This window comes from Citrobacter sp. S55_ASV_140 (genome assembly GCF_018919505.1).
Classification (GTDB): Bacteria; Pseudomonadota; Gammaproteobacteria; order Enterobacterales; family Enterobacteriaceae; genus Citrobacter; species Citrobacter werkmanii.
Window position 1 is genome coordinate 1 of the sequence record NZ_JAHLQZ010000067.1, and the last position, 19802, is coordinate 19802.

19 protein-coding genes and 2 pseudogenes are annotated in these 19802 nt (G+C 54.3%); 12 read left to right on the forward strand and 9 right to left on the reverse strand.

Features of this window, described 5'->3' with window-relative positions; all coding sequences use genetic code 11:
- The 5 genes and pseudogenes from KQJ18_RS12210 to kdpF all read right to left on the reverse strand — a co-directional run.
- Positions 1 to 679 (reverse strand): annotated as a pseudogene (locus KQJ18_RS12210) (two-component system sensor histidine kinase KdbD); the annotation flags it as partial.
- A 10-nt stretch (positions 680 to 689) separates the two neighbouring features.
- Positions 690 to 1256, reverse strand: coding sequence for a potassium-transporting ATPase subunit KdpC (gene kdpC / locus KQJ18_RS12215; protein ID WP_137351024.1), 567 nt, complete (start codon positions 1254 to 1256; stop codon positions 690 to 692).
- Positions 1257 to 1264: 8 nt separating this feature from the next.
- A complete protein-coding gene (gene kdpB, locus KQJ18_RS12220; RefSeq protein ID WP_085047503.1) occupies positions 1265 to 3313 on the reverse strand; it encodes a potassium-transporting ATPase subunit KdpB in 2049 nt (682 codons plus the stop codon).
- Positions 3314 to 3333: 20 nt separating this feature from the next.
- Positions 3334 to 5013 carry a potassium-transporting ATPase subunit KdpA gene (gene kdpA / locus KQJ18_RS12225; RefSeq protein WP_087857144.1) on the reverse strand — a complete coding sequence of 560 codons (1680 nt, stop codon included), beginning with the start codon at positions 5011 to 5013 and terminating at the stop codon, positions 3334 to 3336.
- On the reverse strand, positions 5013 to 5102 hold the full coding sequence (kdpF, locus tag KQJ18_RS12230; RefSeq protein ID WP_077949339.1) for a K(+)-transporting ATPase subunit F: 90 nt from the start codon (positions 5100 to 5102) through the stop codon (positions 5013 to 5015). The genes kdpA and kdpF overlap by 1 nt, the downstream gene beginning before the upstream one ends.
- Before the next feature lie 308 nt (positions 5103 to 5410).
- Between kdpF and KQJ18_RS12235 the strand changes: the two genes are divergently transcribed.
- The 4 genes from KQJ18_RS12235 (at position 5411) to KQJ18_RS12250 (ending at position 8639) form a co-directional block, all read left to right on the forward strand.
- Positions 5411 to 5617, forward strand: coding sequence for a YbfA family protein (locus KQJ18_RS12235; RefSeq protein ID WP_003022870.1), 207 nt, complete (start codon positions 5411 to 5413; stop codon positions 5615 to 5617).
- An 87-nt stretch (positions 5618 to 5704) separates the two neighbouring features.
- Complete coding sequence (locus KQJ18_RS12240) at positions 5705 to 6136, forward strand: DUF523 and DUF1722 domain-containing protein (protein WP_216422038.1); 432 nt, start codon at positions 5705 to 5707, stop codon at positions 6134 to 6136.
- Between the two features lie 20 nt (positions 6137 to 6156).
- Entirely contained in the window at positions 6157 to 7575 is a 1419-nt protein-coding gene (phrB, locus tag KQJ18_RS12245) for a deoxyribodipyrimidine photo-lyase (protein ID WP_216422040.1), read from the forward strand.
- Between the two features lie 161 nt (positions 7576 to 7736).
- Complete coding sequence (locus tag KQJ18_RS12250; RefSeq protein ID WP_069323173.1) at positions 7737 to 8639, forward strand: Rpn family recombination-promoting nuclease/putative transposase; 903 nt, start codon at positions 7737 to 7739, stop codon at positions 8637 to 8639.
- 50 nt (positions 8640 to 8689) lie between these two features.
- On the opposite strand, the gene dtpD is transcribed toward KQJ18_RS12250, so the two are convergent.
- Positions 8690 to 10171: a dipeptide permease DtpD gene (dtpD, locus tag KQJ18_RS12255; RefSeq protein WP_121528770.1), complete on the reverse strand. Its 1482-nt coding sequence runs from the start codon at positions 10169 to 10171 to the stop codon at positions 8690 to 8692.
- Positions 10172 to 10460: 289 nt separating this feature from the next.
- On the opposite strand from dtpD, the gene ybgI reads away from it, so the two are divergent.
- Genes ybgI through nei form a run of 8 tightly spaced genes read left to right on the forward strand, consistent with a single transcriptional unit; the run spans position 10461 to position 16753 of the window.
- On the forward strand, positions 10461 to 11204 hold the full coding sequence (gene ybgI, locus KQJ18_RS12260) for a radiation resistance protein YbgI (protein ID WP_216422044.1): 744 nt from the start codon (positions 10461 to 10463) through the stop codon (positions 11202 to 11204).
- A 15-nt stretch (positions 11205 to 11219) separates the two neighbouring features.
- The gene (gene pxpB, locus KQJ18_RS12265) at positions 11220 to 11876 is read left to right on the forward strand and encodes a 5-oxoprolinase subunit PxpB (protein ID WP_038638862.1); all 657 of its coding nucleotides are present in this window, start codon (positions 11220 to 11222) and stop codon (positions 11874 to 11876) included.
- Positions 11870 to 12802 carry a 5-oxoprolinase subunit PxpC gene (pxpC, locus tag KQJ18_RS12270; RefSeq protein ID WP_204525823.1) on the forward strand — a complete coding sequence of 311 codons (933 nt, stop codon included), beginning with the start codon at positions 11870 to 11872 and terminating at the stop codon, positions 12800 to 12802. Before pxpB ends, pxpC begins: the two co-directional genes overlap by 7 nt.
- Entirely contained in the window at positions 12792 to 13526 is a 735-nt protein-coding gene (gene pxpA, locus KQJ18_RS12275) for a 5-oxoprolinase subunit PxpA (RefSeq protein WP_216422041.1), read from the forward strand. The genes pxpC and pxpA overlap by 11 nt, the downstream gene beginning before the upstream one ends.
- 52 nt (positions 13527 to 13578) lie before the next feature.
- A complete protein-coding gene (locus KQJ18_RS12280) occupies positions 13579 to 14301 on the forward strand; it encodes a DUF969 domain-containing protein (RefSeq protein ID WP_003831395.1) in 723 nt (240 codons plus the stop codon).
- Positions 14298 to 15293 (forward strand): DUF979 domain-containing protein, encoded by a 996-nt coding sequence (locus KQJ18_RS12285; protein WP_038638872.1) that lies wholly within the window; start codon positions 14298 to 14300, stop codon positions 15291 to 15293. Before KQJ18_RS12280 ends, KQJ18_RS12285 begins: the two co-directional genes overlap by 4 nt.
- Before the next feature lie 9 nt (positions 15294 to 15302).
- A complete protein-coding gene (gene pcp, locus KQJ18_RS12290; RefSeq protein ID WP_038638875.1) occupies positions 15303 to 15947 on the forward strand; it encodes a pyroglutamyl-peptidase I in 645 nt (214 codons plus the stop codon).
- A 14-nt stretch (positions 15948 to 15961) separates the two neighbouring features.
- Positions 15962 to 16753: an endonuclease VIII gene (gene nei / locus KQJ18_RS12295; protein WP_216422042.1), complete on the forward strand. Its 792-nt coding sequence runs from the start codon at positions 15962 to 15964 to the stop codon at positions 16751 to 16753.
- Here nei and KQJ18_RS12300 read toward each other — a convergent pair.
- The 3 genes and pseudogenes from KQJ18_RS12300 to KQJ18_RS12310 all read right to left on the reverse strand — a co-directional run bounded on the left by KQJ18_RS12300 (position 16750) and on the right by KQJ18_RS12310 (position 19568).
- Entirely contained in the window at positions 16750 to 17796 is a 1047-nt protein-coding gene (locus tag KQJ18_RS12300) for an AbrB family transcriptional regulator (protein ID WP_216422043.1), read from the reverse strand. The two genes, nei and KQJ18_RS12300, sit on opposite strands and share 4 nt — an antisense overlap.
- Positions 17797 to 17970: 174 nt before the next feature.
- A complete protein-coding gene (locus KQJ18_RS12305; protein WP_006685463.1) occupies positions 17971 to 19254 on the reverse strand; it encodes a citrate synthase in 1284 nt (427 codons plus the stop codon).
- 203 nt (positions 19255 to 19457) lie between these two features.
- A pseudogene (locus KQJ18_RS12310) lies at positions 19458 to 19568 on the reverse strand (hypothetical protein).
- Positions 19569 to 19802 lie beyond the last annotated feature (234 nt).

Here is a 19802-nt window from a genome sequence, read left to right on the forward strand (position 1 = left end):
CCGTGCGGCGCAAGGCCAGCTCGCGCAGCGCGATCAAATTACCTTTGCGAAAGAAATGCTCGATGGCTCTTTCCGCCTGACCTGCGATATAGACCTTGCCTTCGTTCAGGCGCTGGCGCAAATCATCGGGGGGAAGATCGACCAGCACCACATCGTCAGCGGCATCGAAGAAAGGATCAGGGACGGTTTCGCGCACCTGAATACCAGTGACGCCGCTGACCACATCATTGAGACTTTCCAGATGCTGGACGTTAACGGTGGTAAAGACATCGATACCGGCTTCCAGCAGCTCTTCAATATCCTGCCAGCGCTTTGGATGGCGTGAGCCTGGCGCATTACTGTGCGCCAGTTCATCCATTAAAATGAGCGCCGGACGGCGGGCCAGCGCGGCATCAAGATCGAACTCGCTGATGTGACGACCATGACGCGCGTGTCGCTTTAGCGGCAGGATACTGAGACCGTCCAGCAGCGCGGCGGTCTCTTTGCGTCCGTGGGTTTCCACCACGCCAATCAGCACATCTAACCCCTGCGCCCGCAGCCGCTGGGCTTCCGTTAGCATGGCCCAGGTTTTCCCGACGCCTGCGCAGGCGCCGAAGAATAGTTTTAGTTTTCCGCGGTGCGGGGCGGTGGTCTGCTCCAACAGGCGATCGGGGTCGGGACGTAAGGGTTCGCTATGCATGTCCTTTTTCTCAGAGCTTATCCAGCGCTAAATTAAGTTCCACCAGGTTCACCACCGGCTGGCCGATAAAACTGACCAGCGGCTTTTGCGTGTATTGTGCAACCAGGCGCGACACCTCTTCAACGCTGAGGTTGCGGGCCTGCGCCACGCGAGGAATTTGCCAGGCCACCGCGGCGGGCGTCAGGTTGTTATCCAGCCCGCTGGCAGACGCGGTTACCAGCTCTAGCGGAACGGCTGGATTAGCCTGTGGATTGGCAGCGCGCAGCGCGGCAATCCGGCTTTGCAACTGTTTATCCAGTTCCGGGTTGCTGACGGCCAGGTTACTGCCGCCAGAAGCCATGGGATTATAGGGCATTTCCGCCGTCGCAGACGGACGCCCCTGAAAATAACCGGCGGCGGTAAAATGTTGCCCAATAAGCTCAGAGCCGCGAACAACCTGATCTTCGCGGATCAACGAGCCGTTAGCCTGGTGGGGAAACCACCACTGCCCCAGCGCGGTGGTCAGCAGCGGGTAAGCCCCGCCGGTAATAAGCATCAGGAAAATCAATGTTGATAATGCAGGACGTAATCCACTCATCTGAAACCTCACACCAGACCCAACAGGGTCAGCAGTAAATCAATCGCTTTAATACCAATAAATGGCACCACCAGACCGCCCAGACCGTAGATCCACAAATTACGGCGCAACATTGCAGATGCGGATAACGGCTTGTAGCTCACGCCTTTAAGCGCCAGTGGGATCAGAAAAACGATGATTAGCGCATTAAAGATAACCGCGCTGAGGATCGCTGAATCCGGCGAATGCAGTCCCATGACGTTAAGCGCATTGAGCTGCGGATAGGTGGCGGCGAACGCGGCCGGGATAATGGCGAAATACTTTGCCACGTCATTGGCGATACTGAAGGTGGTCAGCGAGCCGCGCGTCATCAGCATCTGTTTCCCAATGTGCACCACTTCAATCAGTTTGGTGGGGTTGGAATCGAGATCCACCATGTTGCCAGCTTCCTTCGCCGCCTGGGTCCCGGAGTTCATGGCGACCGCGACATCCGCCTGCGCCAGTGCCGGGGCGTCGTTGGTTCCGTCGCCGGTCATCGCCACCAGACGGCCTTCCGCCTGATACTGACGAATCAGCGCCAGCTTGGCTTCCGGCGTGGCCTCCGCTAAGAAATCATCCACCCCGGCTTCTGCGGCGATCGCGGCGGCGGTCAGGCGGTTATCGCCGGTTATCATCACCGTTTTGATCCCCATTTTGCGCAGTTGGGCAAAACGTTCTTTGATCCCGCCTTTCACAATATCTTTCAGGGCTATCACGCCCAGTACGCGGGAGCCTTCGGCTACCACCAGCGGCGTAGCGCCAAGGCGAGCGACGTTGTCGACCTTCTGCTCGACATCGGCGGGGAAGTGACCGCCGTTGGCTTCAACGTGACGACGAATGGCATCGACCGAACCTTTGCGGATCATACGGTTGTCGATGTTGATACCGCTCATCCGGCTTTGCGCGGTAAACGGCACAAAGGTCGCGTGCAGCGATTGCACGTCGCGAATACGCAGATTAAAGCGCTGTTTTGCCAGAATAACGATGCTGCGGCCTTCCGGTGTTTCATCGGCCAGCGATGAAAGCTGTGCGGCATCGGCCAGCGTTTTTTCGTCCACGCCCTGGGCAGGCAGAAAATCTGAAGCCTGACGGTTACCCAGCGTAATGGTACCGGTTTTATCCAGCAGCAGGACGTCCACGTCACCCGCGGCTTCGACCGCACGTCCGCTGGTGGCAATGACGTTCGCGCCCAGCATTCGGCTCATCCCGGCCACGCCAATAGCAGAAAGCAGACCGCCGATGGTGGTGGGGATCAGACAAACGAGCAGGGCAACCAGTACCGTGACGCTGACCGCGCTGCCGCCCCAGGCGGAAAACGGCCATAGCGTGGCGGTCGCCAACAGAAAGACGATAGTCAGGGCAATCAGCAGGATCGTCAGGGCGATTTCATTGGGGGTTTTACGCCGCTGCGCGCCTTCGACCATGGCGATCATCCGGTCGAGGAATGTTTCGCCGGGGTTTACGCTACATTCGATCACCAGCCAGTCGGAGAGGATGCGAGTCCCGCCGGTGACCGAGGCAAAATCGCCACCGGATTCACGAATGACCGGCGCAGACTCACCGGTAATCGCGCTTTCGTCTACCGATGCGCCACCTTCGATCACCTCGCCGTCACACGGGATAATATCGCCAGCTTCCACCAGCACAATATCGCCTTTACGGAGATCATCGGCAGGGACGTGATCCATGGCCGAGCCGTATTTTGGTTCGCGAAGTTTGCGGGCAAAGGCGGTTTTTTTCACCCCTTTCAGACTGTTCGCCTGTGCTTTACTGCGCCCCTCAGCCAGCGCTTCGGCAAAGTTAGCGAACAGGACGGTAACCCACAGCCACAGACTAATCGCGCCGGTAAACCACGGATTGCCAGGCATATAACCTGTTGCCATCGCCAGCGTTAACAGCGTGGTCAACAGACTGCCCAGCCAGACGAGAAACATCACCGGATTACGCCATTGGGTATGTGGGCTTAATTTTTTCACGGCATCCATCAGCGCCTGTGCGACCAGAGAAGGTTCGAACAGCGCCAGTTGCTTGCGACTCATAGTAATGTGCTCCGCATCACTCAGTGTAATGACAGGTATTCTGCGACCGGGCCAAGGGCCAGGGCAGGAACAAAGGTGAGAGCGCCAACCAGTAACACCGTACCGATTAACAACCCGACAAACAGCGTGCCGTGGGTGGGTAGCGTGCCAGGGCTGGCAGGCTGGATCTTTTTACTGACCAGCGACCCGGCAATAGCCATCACGGGTACGATCACGCCGAAGCGACCAAAGAACATGCACAGCGCCAGCAGGCAGTTCCAGAACGGGCTATTGGCGCTTAATCCGGCAAAGGCGCTACCGTTGTTGTTCGCAGCAGATGACACGGCATACAGCACTTCACTAAACCCATGTGGACCCGGGTTGAGCATGGCGCTGCGCCCGGCATCGGTCATCATTGCTATTGCTGTGCCAAGCAGGACCAGCGCAGGGGTGACCAGAATCGCCAGCGCGGTCATTTTCATTTCGCGCACGTCGATTTTCTTACCCAGGTATTCCGGTGTTCGGCCAATCATCAGCCCGGCGATGAACACAGCCAGCAATACGAACAGCAGCATGCCGTACAGACCTGAACCCACACCGCCGAAGACCACTTCGCCAATTTGCATCAGCCACATCGGCACCATTCCGCCGAGTGCGGTAAAAGAGTCATGCATCGCAATCACTGCGCCACAGGATGCCGCCGTTGTGACGACCGCAAACAGACTGCTGACCAGTACGCCAAAGCGGCTCTCTTTGCCTTCCATGTTGATATTGCTATCTGCACCTAACTGCATCAGATGCGGGTTGCCCTGAACTTCGGCCCACATCACGACGGCTACGCAGATGACAAAAATGAGCGACATGGCCCATAACAGGGTCCGGCCCTGACGACGATCGCCCACCACATCGCCAAAGGCAAAACACAGCGCGGTAGGAATTAAGAAAATAGCCAGCATCTGTACCAGGTTGGTCAGTGCGGTTGGGTTTTCAAACGGATGTGCTGAGTTAGCGTTAAAGAAACCGCCCCCGTTGGTGCCGAGCATCTTAATCGCTTCCTGCGAAGCGACAGGTCCCATCGGCAGCAACTGTCTCACCCCTTCAAGCGTCGTGATGGGCTGATAGGGCAATACGTTTTGCAGCGCGCCTTGTTGAATAAAAAACAGGGCGATGAGCAGCGCAATCGGCACGAGGATCCACAGCGTAATACGAACCAGATCGACCCAGGCATTACCCAGCGTATCCATGCTCTGGCGCGTAAAGGCACGCGTCAGGGCAAAAATCACCGCAATACCGGTCGCCGCGGACAGGAAGTTCTGCACGGTCAACCCAGCCATCTGGCTGAAGTAGCTTAAAGTGGTTTCACCGGCATAAGATTGCCAGTTGGTATTGGTGACAAAACTCACCGCGGTGTTGAGCGCCAGATGCCATGAAAGTCCTGGAAGCTGCTGAGGATTCAGCGGCAGCAGGTTTTGCGCCATCAGCATCGAAAACAGGACCAGCAGGCCCAGTACATTGAGCGCGAGGATTGCCAGCAGATACTGCCGCCAGTTCATCTCCTGTTGCGAAATGCCCAGACCACGCCAGAGCACACTCTCCACGCCAGCGAGGCCCGGCAGAGACGTATTATTGATGAGTCGGGCCAGCCCAAACCCCAGCGGTCTGGCGATGACAAACAGCACCAGCAAGAAACTGGCAATGAGTAAAAATCCTTGAGCCGCCATCAGAACGCCTCCGCATTAATCAGGGCATACACAAGGTAACCTAATAATAAAAAGACCAGCCCAATGCCGGTTATCACGCCTGCACTCACAGTGCACCTCCAGTGGCATAAATGTGATAACCAGAGCGTAGGTTTTTGCTTGCAAAGATTTCGCAAAAATCGGCGGGCGGGGTGTAAAAAAAGTATAAAAATGGCAAAGACCATTATTTAACTAATGGTTAGTATTAATTTAACTTTTATGTAACTTAATTACGGTTTTAAGCTAAACGGGGCATAAATAGATAAAAATAAGTGGTCGGATGAGTAGTAAAATTACACACAAGGCGGTATTATTTTTATCAGTTAACCAACTTTATTTTTCCGGTGCGATTCACCGAACAGTTATATGGGAGAGGATTATGGACTTTTATAAAGAATATCCAGCACACATTGTTTTCTTACGCCGTACCTTTGCCGTAGTGGCGGGCGTACTGGCGCTGCCGGTCATGCTGTTCTGGAAAGACCGTGCCCGTTTTTACAGCTACCTGCATCGCGTCTGGTCTAAAACCAGTGATAAGCCGGTGTGGATGGAGCAGGCTGAAAAAGCCACCTGCGATTTCTACTGATAATTAATGAATCCTAAAAGCCGCTGATATCAGCGGCTTTTTTGCTCATGATAGCTACACTTATCTCAGGAATGAAAAGGAGCGATCATGAGCGAGAAAATCCCTGTTGGTATCAGTGCCTGTCTGTTGGGGGAAGCGGTTCGCTATGATGGTGGGCATAAGCGCCCGGCCTTTGCTGTAGAAGAACTGTCGCCGTGGGTCGCGTTCGAACCCGTATGCCCTGAAATGGGGATCGGGTTACCGGTCCCGCGACCTGCGCTGCATCTGGTCAAAGAGGGCGAGGCTGTCTCCCTGCGTTTTAGTGATAAGCGCGAGGGGTATTTTCGTACGCAATTAAATTCTCGTCAGCGACAAGAGCTGGCCTCTCTCATTGACGGCTATCGACGTGCGACTCAACCGCTGCTTGCGCCAATAACATTACTCAAACACTATATGGCGGAATACCCGGATGCTTATCTTTCCGGGCAGCGCTATTTCAATCCCTGGCCAGAGGCTCTGCGTTTGCGCTACGGGCGTTAATTTTTTTCTTCAGGAGTGTTATGACCACCCATTTGGTCTGGTTTCGGCGTGATTTACGTCTGCACGACAACCTCGCGCTGGCGGCTGCTTGTCGGGATCGTTCTGCGCAGGTGCTGGCGTTATATATATCTACCCCCGGGCAGTGGAAGGCCCACGATATGGCCCCGCGTCAGGCGGCATTTGTCAACGCGCAGTTGAATGCGTTACAAGCGGCGCTGGCAGAAAAAGGCATCCCTTTACTGTTTCATGAAGTGGCTGATTTTGCGGCCAGCGTGGACACCGTCAAACGTGTCTGCCTGCAGTATGACGTCAGTCGATTATTTTATAACTATCAATATGAAATAAACGAACGACAGCGTGATGTAAACGTAGAGAAATCATTACCCCAGGTGGTGTGCGAAGGGTTTGATGACAGCGTGATCCTGCCTCCTGGAGCGGTGATGACCGGCAATCATGAGATGTATAAAGTGTTCACGCCGTTTAAAAATGCCTGGCTGAAGCGGATTAAAGACGGTATTCCAGAATGTGTGAGCGCGCCAAAAATGAGAGAAAGCGGCGCTCTTGACGCACCGTTAACATCAATAACGCTGAGCTATCCGCAGCAAAATTTTGATGCCCAAAGGTTTGTGGCAGAGGAAAAATTGGCCATCGCGCAATTACGCCAGTTTTGCCAGCAGGCTGCGGGAAAATACGAACAGCAGCGTGATTTTCCAGCGATTGACGGGACCAGTCGATTATCCGCAAGCCTGGCGACAGGCGGGTTATCGCCGCGCCAATGCCTGAATCGACTGCTCGCAGAGCAGCCGCAGGCGCTTGAGGGCGGGGCGGGCAGCGTCTGGCTGAACGAGCTTATCTGGCGTGAATTTTATCGTCATCTGATGACGTATCATCCGGCGCTGTGTCGGTATCAACCCTTTATCCGCTGGACCGATCGCGTGCAATGGCAGAATAACCCGACGCATTTGCAGGCCTGGCAAACGGGTCAAACGGGTTACCCGATTGTGGATGCGGCGATGCGTCAGCTCAACGCCACGGGCTGGATGCATAATCGTTTACGCATGATTACGGCCAGTTTTTTAGTAAAAGACCTGCTGATCGACTGGCGTAAAGGGGAGCAGTATTTCATGTCGCAACTGATCGATGGCGACCTGGCGGCCAATAACGGCGGCTGGCAGTGGGCCGCATCCACCGGAACCGATGCCGCACCGTATTTCCGCATATTTAACCCCACGACGCAGGGCGAAAAATTTGACCGTGACGGTGAGTTTACCCGCCAGTGGCTGCCGGAATTGCGCGATGTGCCGGGTAAAGCCATCCATGAGCCGTGGTCGTGGGCGGAAAAAGCGCAGGTGACGCTCAACTATCCTCGCCCGATTGTCGATCATAAGCAGGCCAGACTGGCTACGCTGGCGGCATATGAGGCGGCGCGAAAAGGGTAAAGGCAGGGTGGATTTCTGCGTAATGCCTTCCAGCAAAATGAATTTGTTGCAGGTGGGCGCGTTTAGCGCTGAAGTGTGCGCGCAAGGTTGTTAATGCCCTGATGCAGATGCTTTTATCTGGCAGTAAAGTTCCGTCATCTTAATTCGGGTGATGGAACTTGATGACAATGCCAACAACCTCCACACCGCACGACGCGGTATTTAAAACGTTTTTACATCATCCCGAAACGGCGCGGGATTTTCTCGACATTCACCTGCCAGCTGAACTGCGGATGCTTTGCGATTTGAATTCGCTGAAGCTGGAGTCAGAAAGCTTTATTGAAGCGGATTTACGTTCGCGCTACTCCGACGTGCTCTGGTCTTTGCACACACGCAACGGTGACGGTTATGTCTATGTGGTGATAGAGCATCAAAGTTCAGCTGAGCCGCATATGGCTTTTCGTCTGTTGCGTTATGCGATGGCGGCGATGCAGCGTCATCTGGACGCAGGGCATAAGGAACTGCCTCTGGTTATACCGATGCTCTTTTATCATGGCTGCCGAAGCCCCTATCCGTACTCATTGTGCTGGCTGGATGCCTTTGCTGACCCCGTGGCGGCAAGACAGCTTTATTCCAGCGCATTTCCGTTGGTAGACATAACGGTGGTACCCGATGATGAGATCATGGCTCACAGACGAATGGCGCTGCTGGAATTAATGCAAAAACATATCCGTCAGCGGGATTTGCTGGGGCTGGTAGAGCAACTGGCCACGCTGCTACTTACTGGATGCGCTAATGACACGCAATTACAGGCGATGTTTAATTACATCCTACAATCTGGCGACGAATCTCGTTTTAATGAATTTATGCAGGAGATAGCGCAACGGATCCCCCAACATAAGGAGAGGCTGATGACTATTGCAGAGCGGTTACGGTTAGATGGATTACAGGAAGGGTTACAGCAGGGTAAACAAGAAGCCGCATTACGTATAGCGCAAACCATGCTGGAGCAAGGTATAGATCGCACAATGGTGCTACTGGTTACAGGTCTTACTGAAGAGGAACTCGCAGCAATTCATGCATAATTACCTGAAAAAACAGGCCCGAATCTTATCACATCATCGGGCCTGTACACTCAGGACTCTACCGCTAACGCACGGTTTCTGAATTTCAGCGACTGGTACAGCCAAATCAGCAGCACCAGTACCACACAGGCCAGTGCGCCCCAGGTAATTTCGCTAAAGACGTCGATATAGGCATTGATGGAATAGTTGATGGCGCCGGCAGCGTCAAACGAACCTTGTGACGTCTGGTCGGCGATCACCCCAGCCAGGTAGTTGGCGATTGCGCCGGAAAGCAGCATATAAATGCCGGTTAATACACCGGTTACTCCGGGGATCTCAATGCGGGTAATTTGTGACATTGCCACCGGGTCGATAAACAGTTCCGCAAAGCCCATGACCGCCAGCCCCAATACCATCAGCGGCATGGAAGAGTGGCCGTAAGCGGCGGACCAGCGGGCGCTTAAGGTCAGAATACAGAAACCGGCGCTCATTAAACCGAGACCAAGGGCAAATTTGCCCCAGATGCGTACGGTGCGATTGCCGCCTACACTCTCTTTGACCACCCATGCCAGCACGATACCGCACAGCATAACCGCAAAGGCGTTAACTGACTGGAACATCGCGGTGGGTACGGAATACCCCATAATGTCGCGATTAACAAAGCGGTCGATATACAGGCTGATTGAGCTACCGCCCTGTTGAGCAAAGGCCCAGAACAGCAGGCTAAAGAAGGTCAGCGTGACGATGAGTCCCAGCTCTTTGCGCTGCTTCTGGGTTTGCGCCTGGCGGTAAATCTTCGCCAGAACCGCCAGACCGATAACAGTAGCAACGATCAGGGCGTACACGGACCACTCTTTCCAGAACAAGACAGTAATCAGCAGTGGGGCGGCAACCAGCAGAACTAACAACCAGGCCCAGTTCGGCAACATGTATTTTTTCGCGCGCAGAACAGCCTTATTGACGCCGGTGGTATGGGCGAAATGGCGATTACCACATAAGAAAATCACCAGCCCTGCCAGCATGCCGATAGCGGCCAGCGCAAACCCCATCGCCCAGCTGTACTCTTCCTGCACATAGCCACAGGCTATCGGGGCAATGATTGAGCCGATGTTGCCGGCGGCGTAGAGCAGAGAGAACCCACCGTCGCGGCGGGGATCTTCAGGCTGATACAGTTCACCCAGCAGGCAACTGACGTTGGATTTAAATAGACCGTAGCCACAGACGATAATCGCTAGCGATAAATAAAGGAATGCCGGGGCCATTTCGCTGGCGCCCAACACCAGATGCCCCACCGCCATCAAAAATGCGCCGATCATCACCGCCATCCGGTTGCCGAGCACTTTATCTGCCAGATACCCACCGAGAATGGGTGTGACGTAGACCAGCGAGCAGTAGGCGCTGAACAGTTCATAGGCGTGATTATCGTCGTACTTAAGCTGGTTAGTGAGATACAGAATCAGCAGCGCACGCATACCGTAAAAACTGAAATATTCCCAAATTTGTAGCGCGACAACGTAATAAATCGCCCGCGGTTGAGATGCTTGTTTATTCATTGTTTTCTCGAAGTAAATGTCTCGCAACAGGTTGAATGTGCTGTGCGGGCGTGTTTCCTTAAAGTTGTAACTTTGATACAGATCTGATTATTTTTGCAATATGCTGTCTGATTGCATAAATATACATGAATTAGATCGCGTGGTGGTATGCAAATTACGTTCTACAGTGGTGTGATTGTTTCTTAATGTGTCAGTGAAATGACTATCGACGAACGCAGGCGAGGACGCTATTTTAACCTAAGCTGTGTTGCTGATTGGGCAGGCAGAACTTATGACAACGAGGACGATGATGAAAAACACCGAACTGGAACAACTGATCAATGACAAACTGAACAGCGCCGCCATTAGCGACTATGCGCCGAACGGTTTGCAGGTTGAGGGCAAAGAGACGGTGCATAAAATCGTGACCGGCGTGACCGCAAGCCAGGCGCTGCTGGACGAGGCGGTGCGCCTGCAGGCCGATGCGGTCATCGTTCATCACGGTTATTTCTGGAAAGGCGAATCTCCGGTGATTCGCGGCATGAAGCGCCATCGTCTGAAAACGCTGTTGGAAAATGATATCAACCTGTATGGCTGGCATCTGCCGCTGGATGCCCATCCGGAACTGGGTAATAACGCGCAGCTTGCCGCGCTATTGGGGATTACCGTGATGGGGGAAATTGAGCCGCTGGTACCGTGGGGTGAACTCTCTATGCCGGTTCCGGGGCTGGAGCTGGCGTCGTGGATTGAAGCGCGTCTGGGCCGTAAACCGTTATGGTGCGGTGATACCGGGCCGGAAATGGTGCAACGCGTCGCGTGGTGTACGGGGGGCGGTCAAAGCTTCATTGATAGCGCAGCCCGGTTTGGCGTCGATGCCTTTATCACCGGTGAAGTCTCAGAGCAAACCATTCACTCTGCCCGCGAACAGGGGCTGCATTTTTATGCTGCCGGTCACCATGCGACCGAACGCGGCGGGATTCGCGCATTAAGCGAATGGCTGAATGAAAATACCGATCTGGATGTCACTTTTATTGATATTCCTAACCCAGCGTAATAAAGAGGGACCAAAGTGCAGCGAGCGCGTTGTTATCTGTTAGGTGAGACTGCGGTAGTTCTGGAACTGGAGCCGCCCATTACGCTGGCGACTCAAAAACGTATCTGGCGTCTGGCCCAGCGTCTGGTTGATGCACCGAATGTACGTGAAGCGATTCCAGGAATGAACAATATCACGGTGATCTTGCGTGACCCACAAACGCTGGCGCTGGATGCGATTGAACGCCTGCAGCGCTGGTGGGAAGAGAGCGAAGCGCTGGAACCGGATTCGCGTTTTATTGAAATTCCCGTGACTTATGGCGGTGAGTTTGGCCCCGATCTGGCAGAGGTCGCCCGGCACAGTGGATTAAGCGACAAGCAGGTTGTTGAACTTCATGCGTCAGTCGACTATGTGGTGTGGTTTATTGGTTTTCAGCCAGGGTTCCCCTATCTGGGGAGCTTACCTGAACCACTCCATACCCCCAGACGGTCAGAACCGCGTCTGCTTGTTCCGGCAGGTTCTGTAGGTATCGGTGGATCGCAAACGGGGGTCTATCCGCTTGCCACGCCCGGCGGATGGCAATTGATTGGGCGTACCTCCGTGTCGTTATTTGATCCAAAACGAGAAGAGCCGATCCTGTTGCGCGCTGGGGATACCGTGCGTTTTGTTCCGCAGAAGGAGGGGGTATGTTAAACATCATTCGTGCGGGCATGTACACCTCGGTCCAGGACGGCGGACGCCACAATTTTCGTCAATCCGGCATCAGCCACTGCGGCGCGCTGGATAAACCGGCGTTAAACGTTGCTAACCTGCTGGTGGGAAATGATGCGAATGCCGCTGCGCTGGAAATCACGCTGGGGCAACTGGTAGTCGAATTTGAAGCCGATGGTTGGTTTGCCCTGACCGGCGCCGGATGCGAAGCGCATCTGGATCGTGCTCCTGTGTGGAGTGGGTGGCGACTGCCGGTGAAAGCGGGACAGCGACTGACGCTAAAACGTCCACATCATGGTATGCGTAGTTATCTGGCGGTTGCGGGCGGATTTGATGTTCCCGAAGTCATGGGCTCGCGCAGCACCGATCTTAAAGTCGGCATTGGCGGGCTGGAGGGGCGTCTGCTGCGTGATGGCGATCGGCTGGCGATTGGGGTATCTACCCGGCAATTCAGCGGACCTCAGGGGGTAAAACAGCTGATGTGGGGAAACCACATTCGCGCGCTGCCCGGGCCTGAATACCAGGAATTTGACGAGGTCTCGCAGGCGTCTTTCTGGCGTTCGCCGTGGCAGCTTAGCCCGCAAAGCAACCGGATGGGCTATCGCCTGCAGGGGCAGCCGTTGACGCGTATGACCGATCGCGAGTTGCTGTCGCATGGCTTACTCCCCGGCGTGGTGCAGGTTCCGCATAATGGTCAACCGATCGTGCTGATGAACGATGCCCAGACGACGGGCGGCTATCCGCGCATCGCCTGTATCATCGAAGCGGATATGTACCATCTGGCGCAGATCCCGCTCGGTCAGCCGATTCATTTTGTGCAGTGTTCGCTGGAGGAAGCGCTTAAGGCGCGCCACGATCAGCAGCGTTACCTGCAACAGTTAACATGGCGACTTAATAATGAAAATTGATCTCAACGCAGACCTCGGTGAGGGCTGTGCTAACGATGCAGCGCTGCTGCAACTGGTGTCGTCAGCTAATATCGCCTGTGGATTTCACGCCGGTGATGCGCAAACCATGCTTTTAAGCGTGCGTGAAGCGCTAAAAAATGGCGTGGCGGTAGGCGCACATCCGAGCTTTCCGGATCGGGAGAATTTTGGCCGTAGCGCCATGACTCTGCCTGTGGAAACGGTTTATGCGCAGACGCTGTATCAAATTGGCGCGCTGGCAGCCATTACGCGCGCGGAAGGCGGCGTGATGCGCCATGTGAAACCCCACGGTATGCTTTATAACCAGGCGGCAAAAGATCCGCAGTTGGCGGATGCGATTGCGAAAGCGGTGCATGCCTGCGATCCCTCGCTGGTTCTGGTGGGGTTGGCGGGAAGCGAACTGATTCGCGCCGGGGAACATTATGGCCTGGTGACGCGTCAGGAGGTTTTTGCCGATCGGGGTTATCAGGCTGACGGCAGTCTGGTTCCGCGTAGCCAGCCTGGCGCATTGATTGAGGATGAAGAGCAGGCGCTGGTGCAAACGCTAGAAATGGTGCAATCCGGTAGAGTAAAAAGCCAGAGCGGAACTTGGGCGAACGTGACGGCCCAGACGGTATGCATTCATGGGGATGGCGAGCACGCACTCGCTTTTGCCCGTCGCTTGCGCAGCGCATTCGAAGCATGCAATATTCAAATTAGCGCATAATTTTTTCATACAAAACAATAATATATTACACAACAACATAAAGGATTTAATTATGGGAGAGGTCATTTCTCTCTGGCCATTGACGGGTATCGCCGTCATTGTGGTCGGATTTCTTTTACGTTTTAACCCGGTATTGGTGGTCATTATTGCCGGGATCGTCACCGGACTGGCGGCGCATATGCCAATCGCTACCATTCTGGAAAAGCTGGGGGAGGGATTTCTCAACACCCGCAACCTGCCGTTTATCCTGCTGATCCCACTGGCGGTTATTGGTCTGCTGGAGCGTCACGGACTCAAAGAGCGCGCTCAGGCGTGGATTGCCAAAATCCGCAGCGCCACCAGCGGCCGTCTGCTTATTGTCTATCTGTTTATTCGTGAGGCGACCGCCGCCTTAGGGCTGACCAGCCTGGGGGGACATCCGCAGATGGTGCGTCCGCTGCTGGCGCCAATGGCGGAAGGGGCCGCCGAGAAAAACCACGGTGAGATACCGGGCGCGGTTCGTTATCGTCTTCGCGCCATGTCTGCCGCGACTGATAACGTTGGGCTGTTTTTCGGTGAAGATATCTTTGTTGCCTTCGGTGCCATCATATTCATGCACAATTTTATGCTGGAATCGGGCGGGATCCAGACCGAACCGCTGCATATCGCCCTGTGGGGGATCCCGACGGCAATTTGCGCCTTCCTGATCCACGGTACGCGTCTGTGGCGGCTGGATAGCTATTTGCAGCGTGAAGTGGCGAAAGCGAATGCCGCAGCGAAAGGGGAAGCGAAATGAATTTTCAGCAAAGCTATCTCTACTGGCTGGCAGGCGCGGTATTACTGATTGTGGCGCTGATGTCCTGGCGGGATAAGGCTAACCCGCGTCGCTTAACCACCGGTCTGTTTTGGGGCCTGTACGGCGTTCTCTTTCTGCTTGGCGACTGGACATACTCGCTGTTTGGCGATAAACGCGCGGTGCATATTGCCGTCGGCGTCGCGGTGGTCATACTGGCTCTGATCGCCGGTTTCGGCGGCGTAAAGCTGGGAAGCTACCATCAACGAACGCAGCAACAGCGCGAAGAGAGCGCCAGTCGTCTGGGTAATCGCCTGTTTTTTCCGGCGCTGGCGATCCCGGTGGTAACCGTTATCGGCGTGCTGATGTTCAACCATATTCCGGGTTTACAGGATGCGCTGTTTGGGCCGGGTAATCATGCCACGCTGGTGACGCTCTTTTCGATGACCGCAGGTTCGTTGATTGGTCTGGCGATGGCGATAAAAATGACCCATGAGCGGGTGCATCAGCCGATTCAGGAAGCGCGCCGACTGCTGGACTCCATCGGTTGGGCATTCATCCTGCCGCAGATCCTGGCCACGCTCGGACTGTTGTTCACTGCGGCGGGCGTCGGCAGCGGCATTTCATATCTGACCCAGGAATATCTGGCGGTGGATAGCCGTTTTATCGCGGTGGCGGTGTACACCATTGGTATGGCCTTGTTGACGATGGTGATGGGCAATGCGTTTGCCGCTTTCCCGATCGTGACCGCGGGAATCGGTATTCCGATCCTCGTACTGCAACACGGTGGTAACCCGGCGGTGATGGCGGCGATTGGTATGTTCTCCGGCTATTGCGGAACATTGATGACGCCAATGGCGGCGAACTTCAATATTGTGCCTGCGGCGCTGCTGGAGCTACCAGACAAAAACGCGGTGATTAAAGCGCAGGTGCCAACCGGCATTCTGCTGCTGTTGGTTAACGTTTTTCTGATGTATTTCCTGATGTTCCTGTAAGGAGGAAGGATGAAAACAGTACTCATCACGGGATTTGAACCCTTTGGCGGCGAGTCAGTTAACCCTTCCTGGGAAGTGGTCTCGGGTCTCGACAATGCTATCATCGATGGATGCCGTGTCGTTGCTCGCCAGTTGCCGTGCGTCTTTGGCGAGTCTCTCTCCGTACTCAATGCCGCGATTGACGCATTGTCGCCATCGCTGGTGCTGGCGGTGGGGCAGGCGGGTGGCAGAACGGATATCACCGTGGAGCGCGTGGCGATCAATGTTGACGATGCGCGTATTGCGGATAATCAGGGGCAACAGCCGATTGATGTACCGATTGTGGCCGATGGCCCTGCGGCGTGGTTCAGCACATTGCCGATCAAAGCGATGGTTGTCGCCATGCGCAACGCGGGAATTCCGGCCTCGGTTTCTCAGACGGCGGGTACCTTCGTGTGTAACCACGTGATGTATGGCCTGCTTCATAAATTACGCGACGTGCCGGCAGTGAAGGGCGGTTTTATTCATATTCCTTATCTGCCACAACAGGCCGCGCAGCACCCCGGTGCGCCAAGTATGGCGGCGGAAACAGTACGTCGGGCGCTGGAGGTCGCGATTGCCACCGCATTGCAGTTGGAAAGCGATATCGCGGTGACAGGCGGCGCAACACATTAACAAAGGACAGTATTATGCCTGAAGGCCCGGAGATCCGCCGCGCGGCGGATACCCTGGAGGCGGCAGTCAAAGGTAAACCCCTGACGGATGTCTGGTTTGCCTTTGAGCAGTTAAAACCGTATCAATCCCAACTCATCGGGCAGAGTGTTACCCAGCTTGAGACGCGGGGTAAAGCCTTACTGACCCATTTTTCCAATGGCCTGACGCTGTATAGTCACAATCAGCTTTACGGCGTGTGGCGAGTGGTCGATACCGGCAACATTCCGCAAACCACGCGGGTGCTGCGCGTCAGGCTGCAAACCGAGGATAAAACTATCCTGCTGTATAGCGCGTCTGACATCGAAATGCTGACGCCACAGCAGCTCACCACCCATCCATTTCTGCAACGGGTTGGACCGGACGTGCTGGATTTGCGTTTAACGGCCGCAGAGGTAAAAACGCGTCTGCTGTCATCCCGTTTTCGCAATCGCCAGTTTTCCGGTCTGCTGTTGGATCAGGCATTTCTGGCGGGATTAGGTAACTATCTGCGGGTAGAAATTCTCTGGCAGGTGGGGTTGACCGGTCAGCATAAAGCGTCACAGCTTAGCGATGAACAGTTGGATGCGCTGGCGCAAGCGCTACTTGATATTCCTCGCCTGTCGTATAACACTCGCGGCCAGGTCGATGACAATAAGCACCACGGCGCGCTGTTTCGCTTTAAGGTCTTTCATCGGGATGGCGAAGCCTGTGAGCGCTGTGGCGGCATCATCGAGAAAACGACTCTTTCCTCGCGACCCTTTTACTGGTGTCCGGGCTGCCAGCATTAGGTGGACTGTCTTGGCGCATGCGCTGAAATAAAACGTGCCACCGTCGGACCGGTCAATAAAATACTGAACAGCCGCAGGGTTTGCATCGCCATGATTAGCGCCATATCGGCGTGGCTGCCAGCGGCAATTACCGCGACGGAATCCACTCCGCCAGGGCTGGTCGCCAGATAGGCGGTGAGAAAGTCGATTTGCATATAATGCGCCAGCCCCCAGGCCATCGCGGCACAAATCGCCATCAGTGAAAAAATGGACAACAATATTTGCGGCAGTGGCCGCAGCGCCATTAAAAAGATCTGTTTGTCAAAGCCAAGACCGATTTGCCAGCCAATCGCCATATACGCTATCGCCAGTAACCATTCCGGCAGTTCAATGACCATTATACCGCCTGCGTTTAGCAATGCGCCCGCCAGCATGGGCAGTAACATCACGCCGGAGGGGATACGCAGTAAGCGCCCGGCTACACCGGCAACTGCGGCCAGCAGTATGGTACTTAACAGACTAAGACTCAGCGGTGGAAACCAGACGATTTGCTGGCCGACCGTTTGTGCCTGTTCGCCCATGACAAATCGGGTGACCAGCGCGGCAGCGCCGACCACCAACAGTACGCGCAAATACTGCATAAACGCCACCAGGCGGATGTCAGCGCCATAATCCTGCGCCATCGCAACCATCGCGGCTGCCCCGCCAGGTGATGACCCCCACGCGCCGGTGTTCCCCGGTAGATTGCTGTAGCGAACCAGCAGCCAGCCGATCACCGCGCTGCTAATCAGGGTTGCCAGCAGGATGACAATCACCATCGGCCAGTGTGCCGCAAGTGTCGTTAAAATGGATCCAGTGAGGTTTTGCGCAATCATGCAGCCGAGAATGGCCTGAGCGGCAAGAAATGTGCAGCGGGGAGGGTGCAGGGAGATCCCGCGCATACTGAAAATGATACCGACAATCATCGAGCCGAGCAGCAATGCGCCTGGAAGATGTATCAACAGAAAGAACAGGGAAAGAAGGAGTGATAGCAGAAATAGCAGGCTCCACTGCAAAACAGGCATCCCATGCTCCTGAGTGAAATGAGGAAGATCTCAGTAAATCATAGAGAAAACGTGATGAGAATAAAATAATGTGGGTCAAGAATAAACAGACCGGACAGCGGCATTAACACCCTGTCCGGCCTGGAAGATTCAAGGGAGTAGGCCGGACAGGCGAGAGCGCTATCCGGCAGACAATTAACGCTTAATATCAGACTTAAAGTCGCGCTTGTCGTAGCCGGTATACAGCTGACGAGGACGGGCGATTTTCATGCCGTCGGTGTGCATTTCGTTCCAGTGTGCAATCCAGCCAACGGTACGCGCCATGGCGAAGATCACAGTGAACATGGAGGACGGAATGCCCATCGCTTTCAGAATGATGCCAGAGTAGAAGTCGACGTTCGGGTAGAGTTTCTTCTCGATGAAGTACGGGTCGTTGAGCGCAATGTGCTCAAGCTCCATTGCCACTTCCAGCAGATCATCTTTGGTGCCCAGCTCTTTCAGCACTTCATGGCAGGTTTCACGCATCACGGTGGCGCGCGGGTCATAGTTTTTGTAAACACGGTGACCAAAGCCCATCAGGCGGAAAGAATCATTCTTGTCTTTCGCGCGGCGAACAAATTCCGGAATGTGTTTAACTGAGCTGATTTCTTCCAGCATTTTCAGCGCAGCTTCGTTGGCGCCGCCGTGTGCCGGTCCCCACAGGGAAGCAATACCAGCCGCGATGCAGGCAAACGGGTTCGCGCCAGAAGAACCTGCGGTACGTACGGTAGAGGTCGAGGCGTTCTGTTCGTGGTCAGCGTGCAGGATCAGGATACGGTCCATGGCGCGTTCCAGGATTGGATTAACTTCGTATTTTTCGCACGGCGTGGAGAACATCATGTTCAGGAAGTTACCGGCGTAGGAGAGATCATTGCGCGGGTAAACGAACGGCTGGCCGATGGAGTATTTGTAACACATCGCTGCCATGGTCGGCATTTTGGACAGCAGACGGAAAGCGGCGATTTCACGGTGACGCGCATTATTTACGTCCAGCGAATCGTGATAGAACGCAGCCAGCGCCCCGGTGACACCGCACATAACGGCCATCGGGTGAGAGTCGCGGCGGAAACCGTGGAACAGACGCGTGATCTGCTCGTGAATCATGGTATGGCGAGTGACCGTGGTTTTGAACTCGTCGTACTCCTCCTGCGTCGGTTTTTCGCCGTACAGCAGGATATAACACACTTCCAGATAGTTGGACTCGGTCGCCAACTGGTCAATCGGGAAGCCGCGATGCAGCAAAATGCCTTCATCACCATCGATGAACGTAATTTTGGATTCGCAGGATGCGGTAGAGGTGAAACCTGGGTCAAAAGTAAACATCCCCTTTGAGCCAAGGCTACGAATATCAATAACATCTTGACCGAGCGTACCTTTCAGCACATCCAGTTCAATAGCAGCGTCACCATTTAGAGTGATTTTTGCTTTAGTATCAGCCATTTACGGTCTCCTTAGCGCCTTATTACTTAAGACTGCGGAAGTCAGACTTGTTTTCGATACATCAATCAACCGTTACCAGTTTTTTATTCGGCTCGCCGCTCTGCGATAGAGGCGAAAACCAGGGTACAGAGCAATGGGCGCTTGCAGGTAAATCAGTTAACTCATGGTGAAATAGTAACAAATCAACAACTTAGCAATCCGAATTATTTAACCTGTCTATCACTAATAACTGTCCTGAAGGTATTGGTCAATACTTCCACACTGTTACATAACTAAATCTCCGGTGAAAGAGTGACCCCATAACTTTTACGCATTATATGCTTTTTCTGGTGTCGTTTGTAACAACTTTGTTTAATGATTGTCAAATCAGATGATTAAAAATTAAAATAATGTTGTTATCGTGACCTATGTCACTGTTCGGGATAAAACCCGACAAACTATATGTAGGTTAATTGTAATGATTTTGTGAACGTCCTATACTGCCGCCAGGTCTCCGGAATACCCTGCAATCCCGAGCCAACCAGCGTTGTAACGTGTCGTTTTAGCAA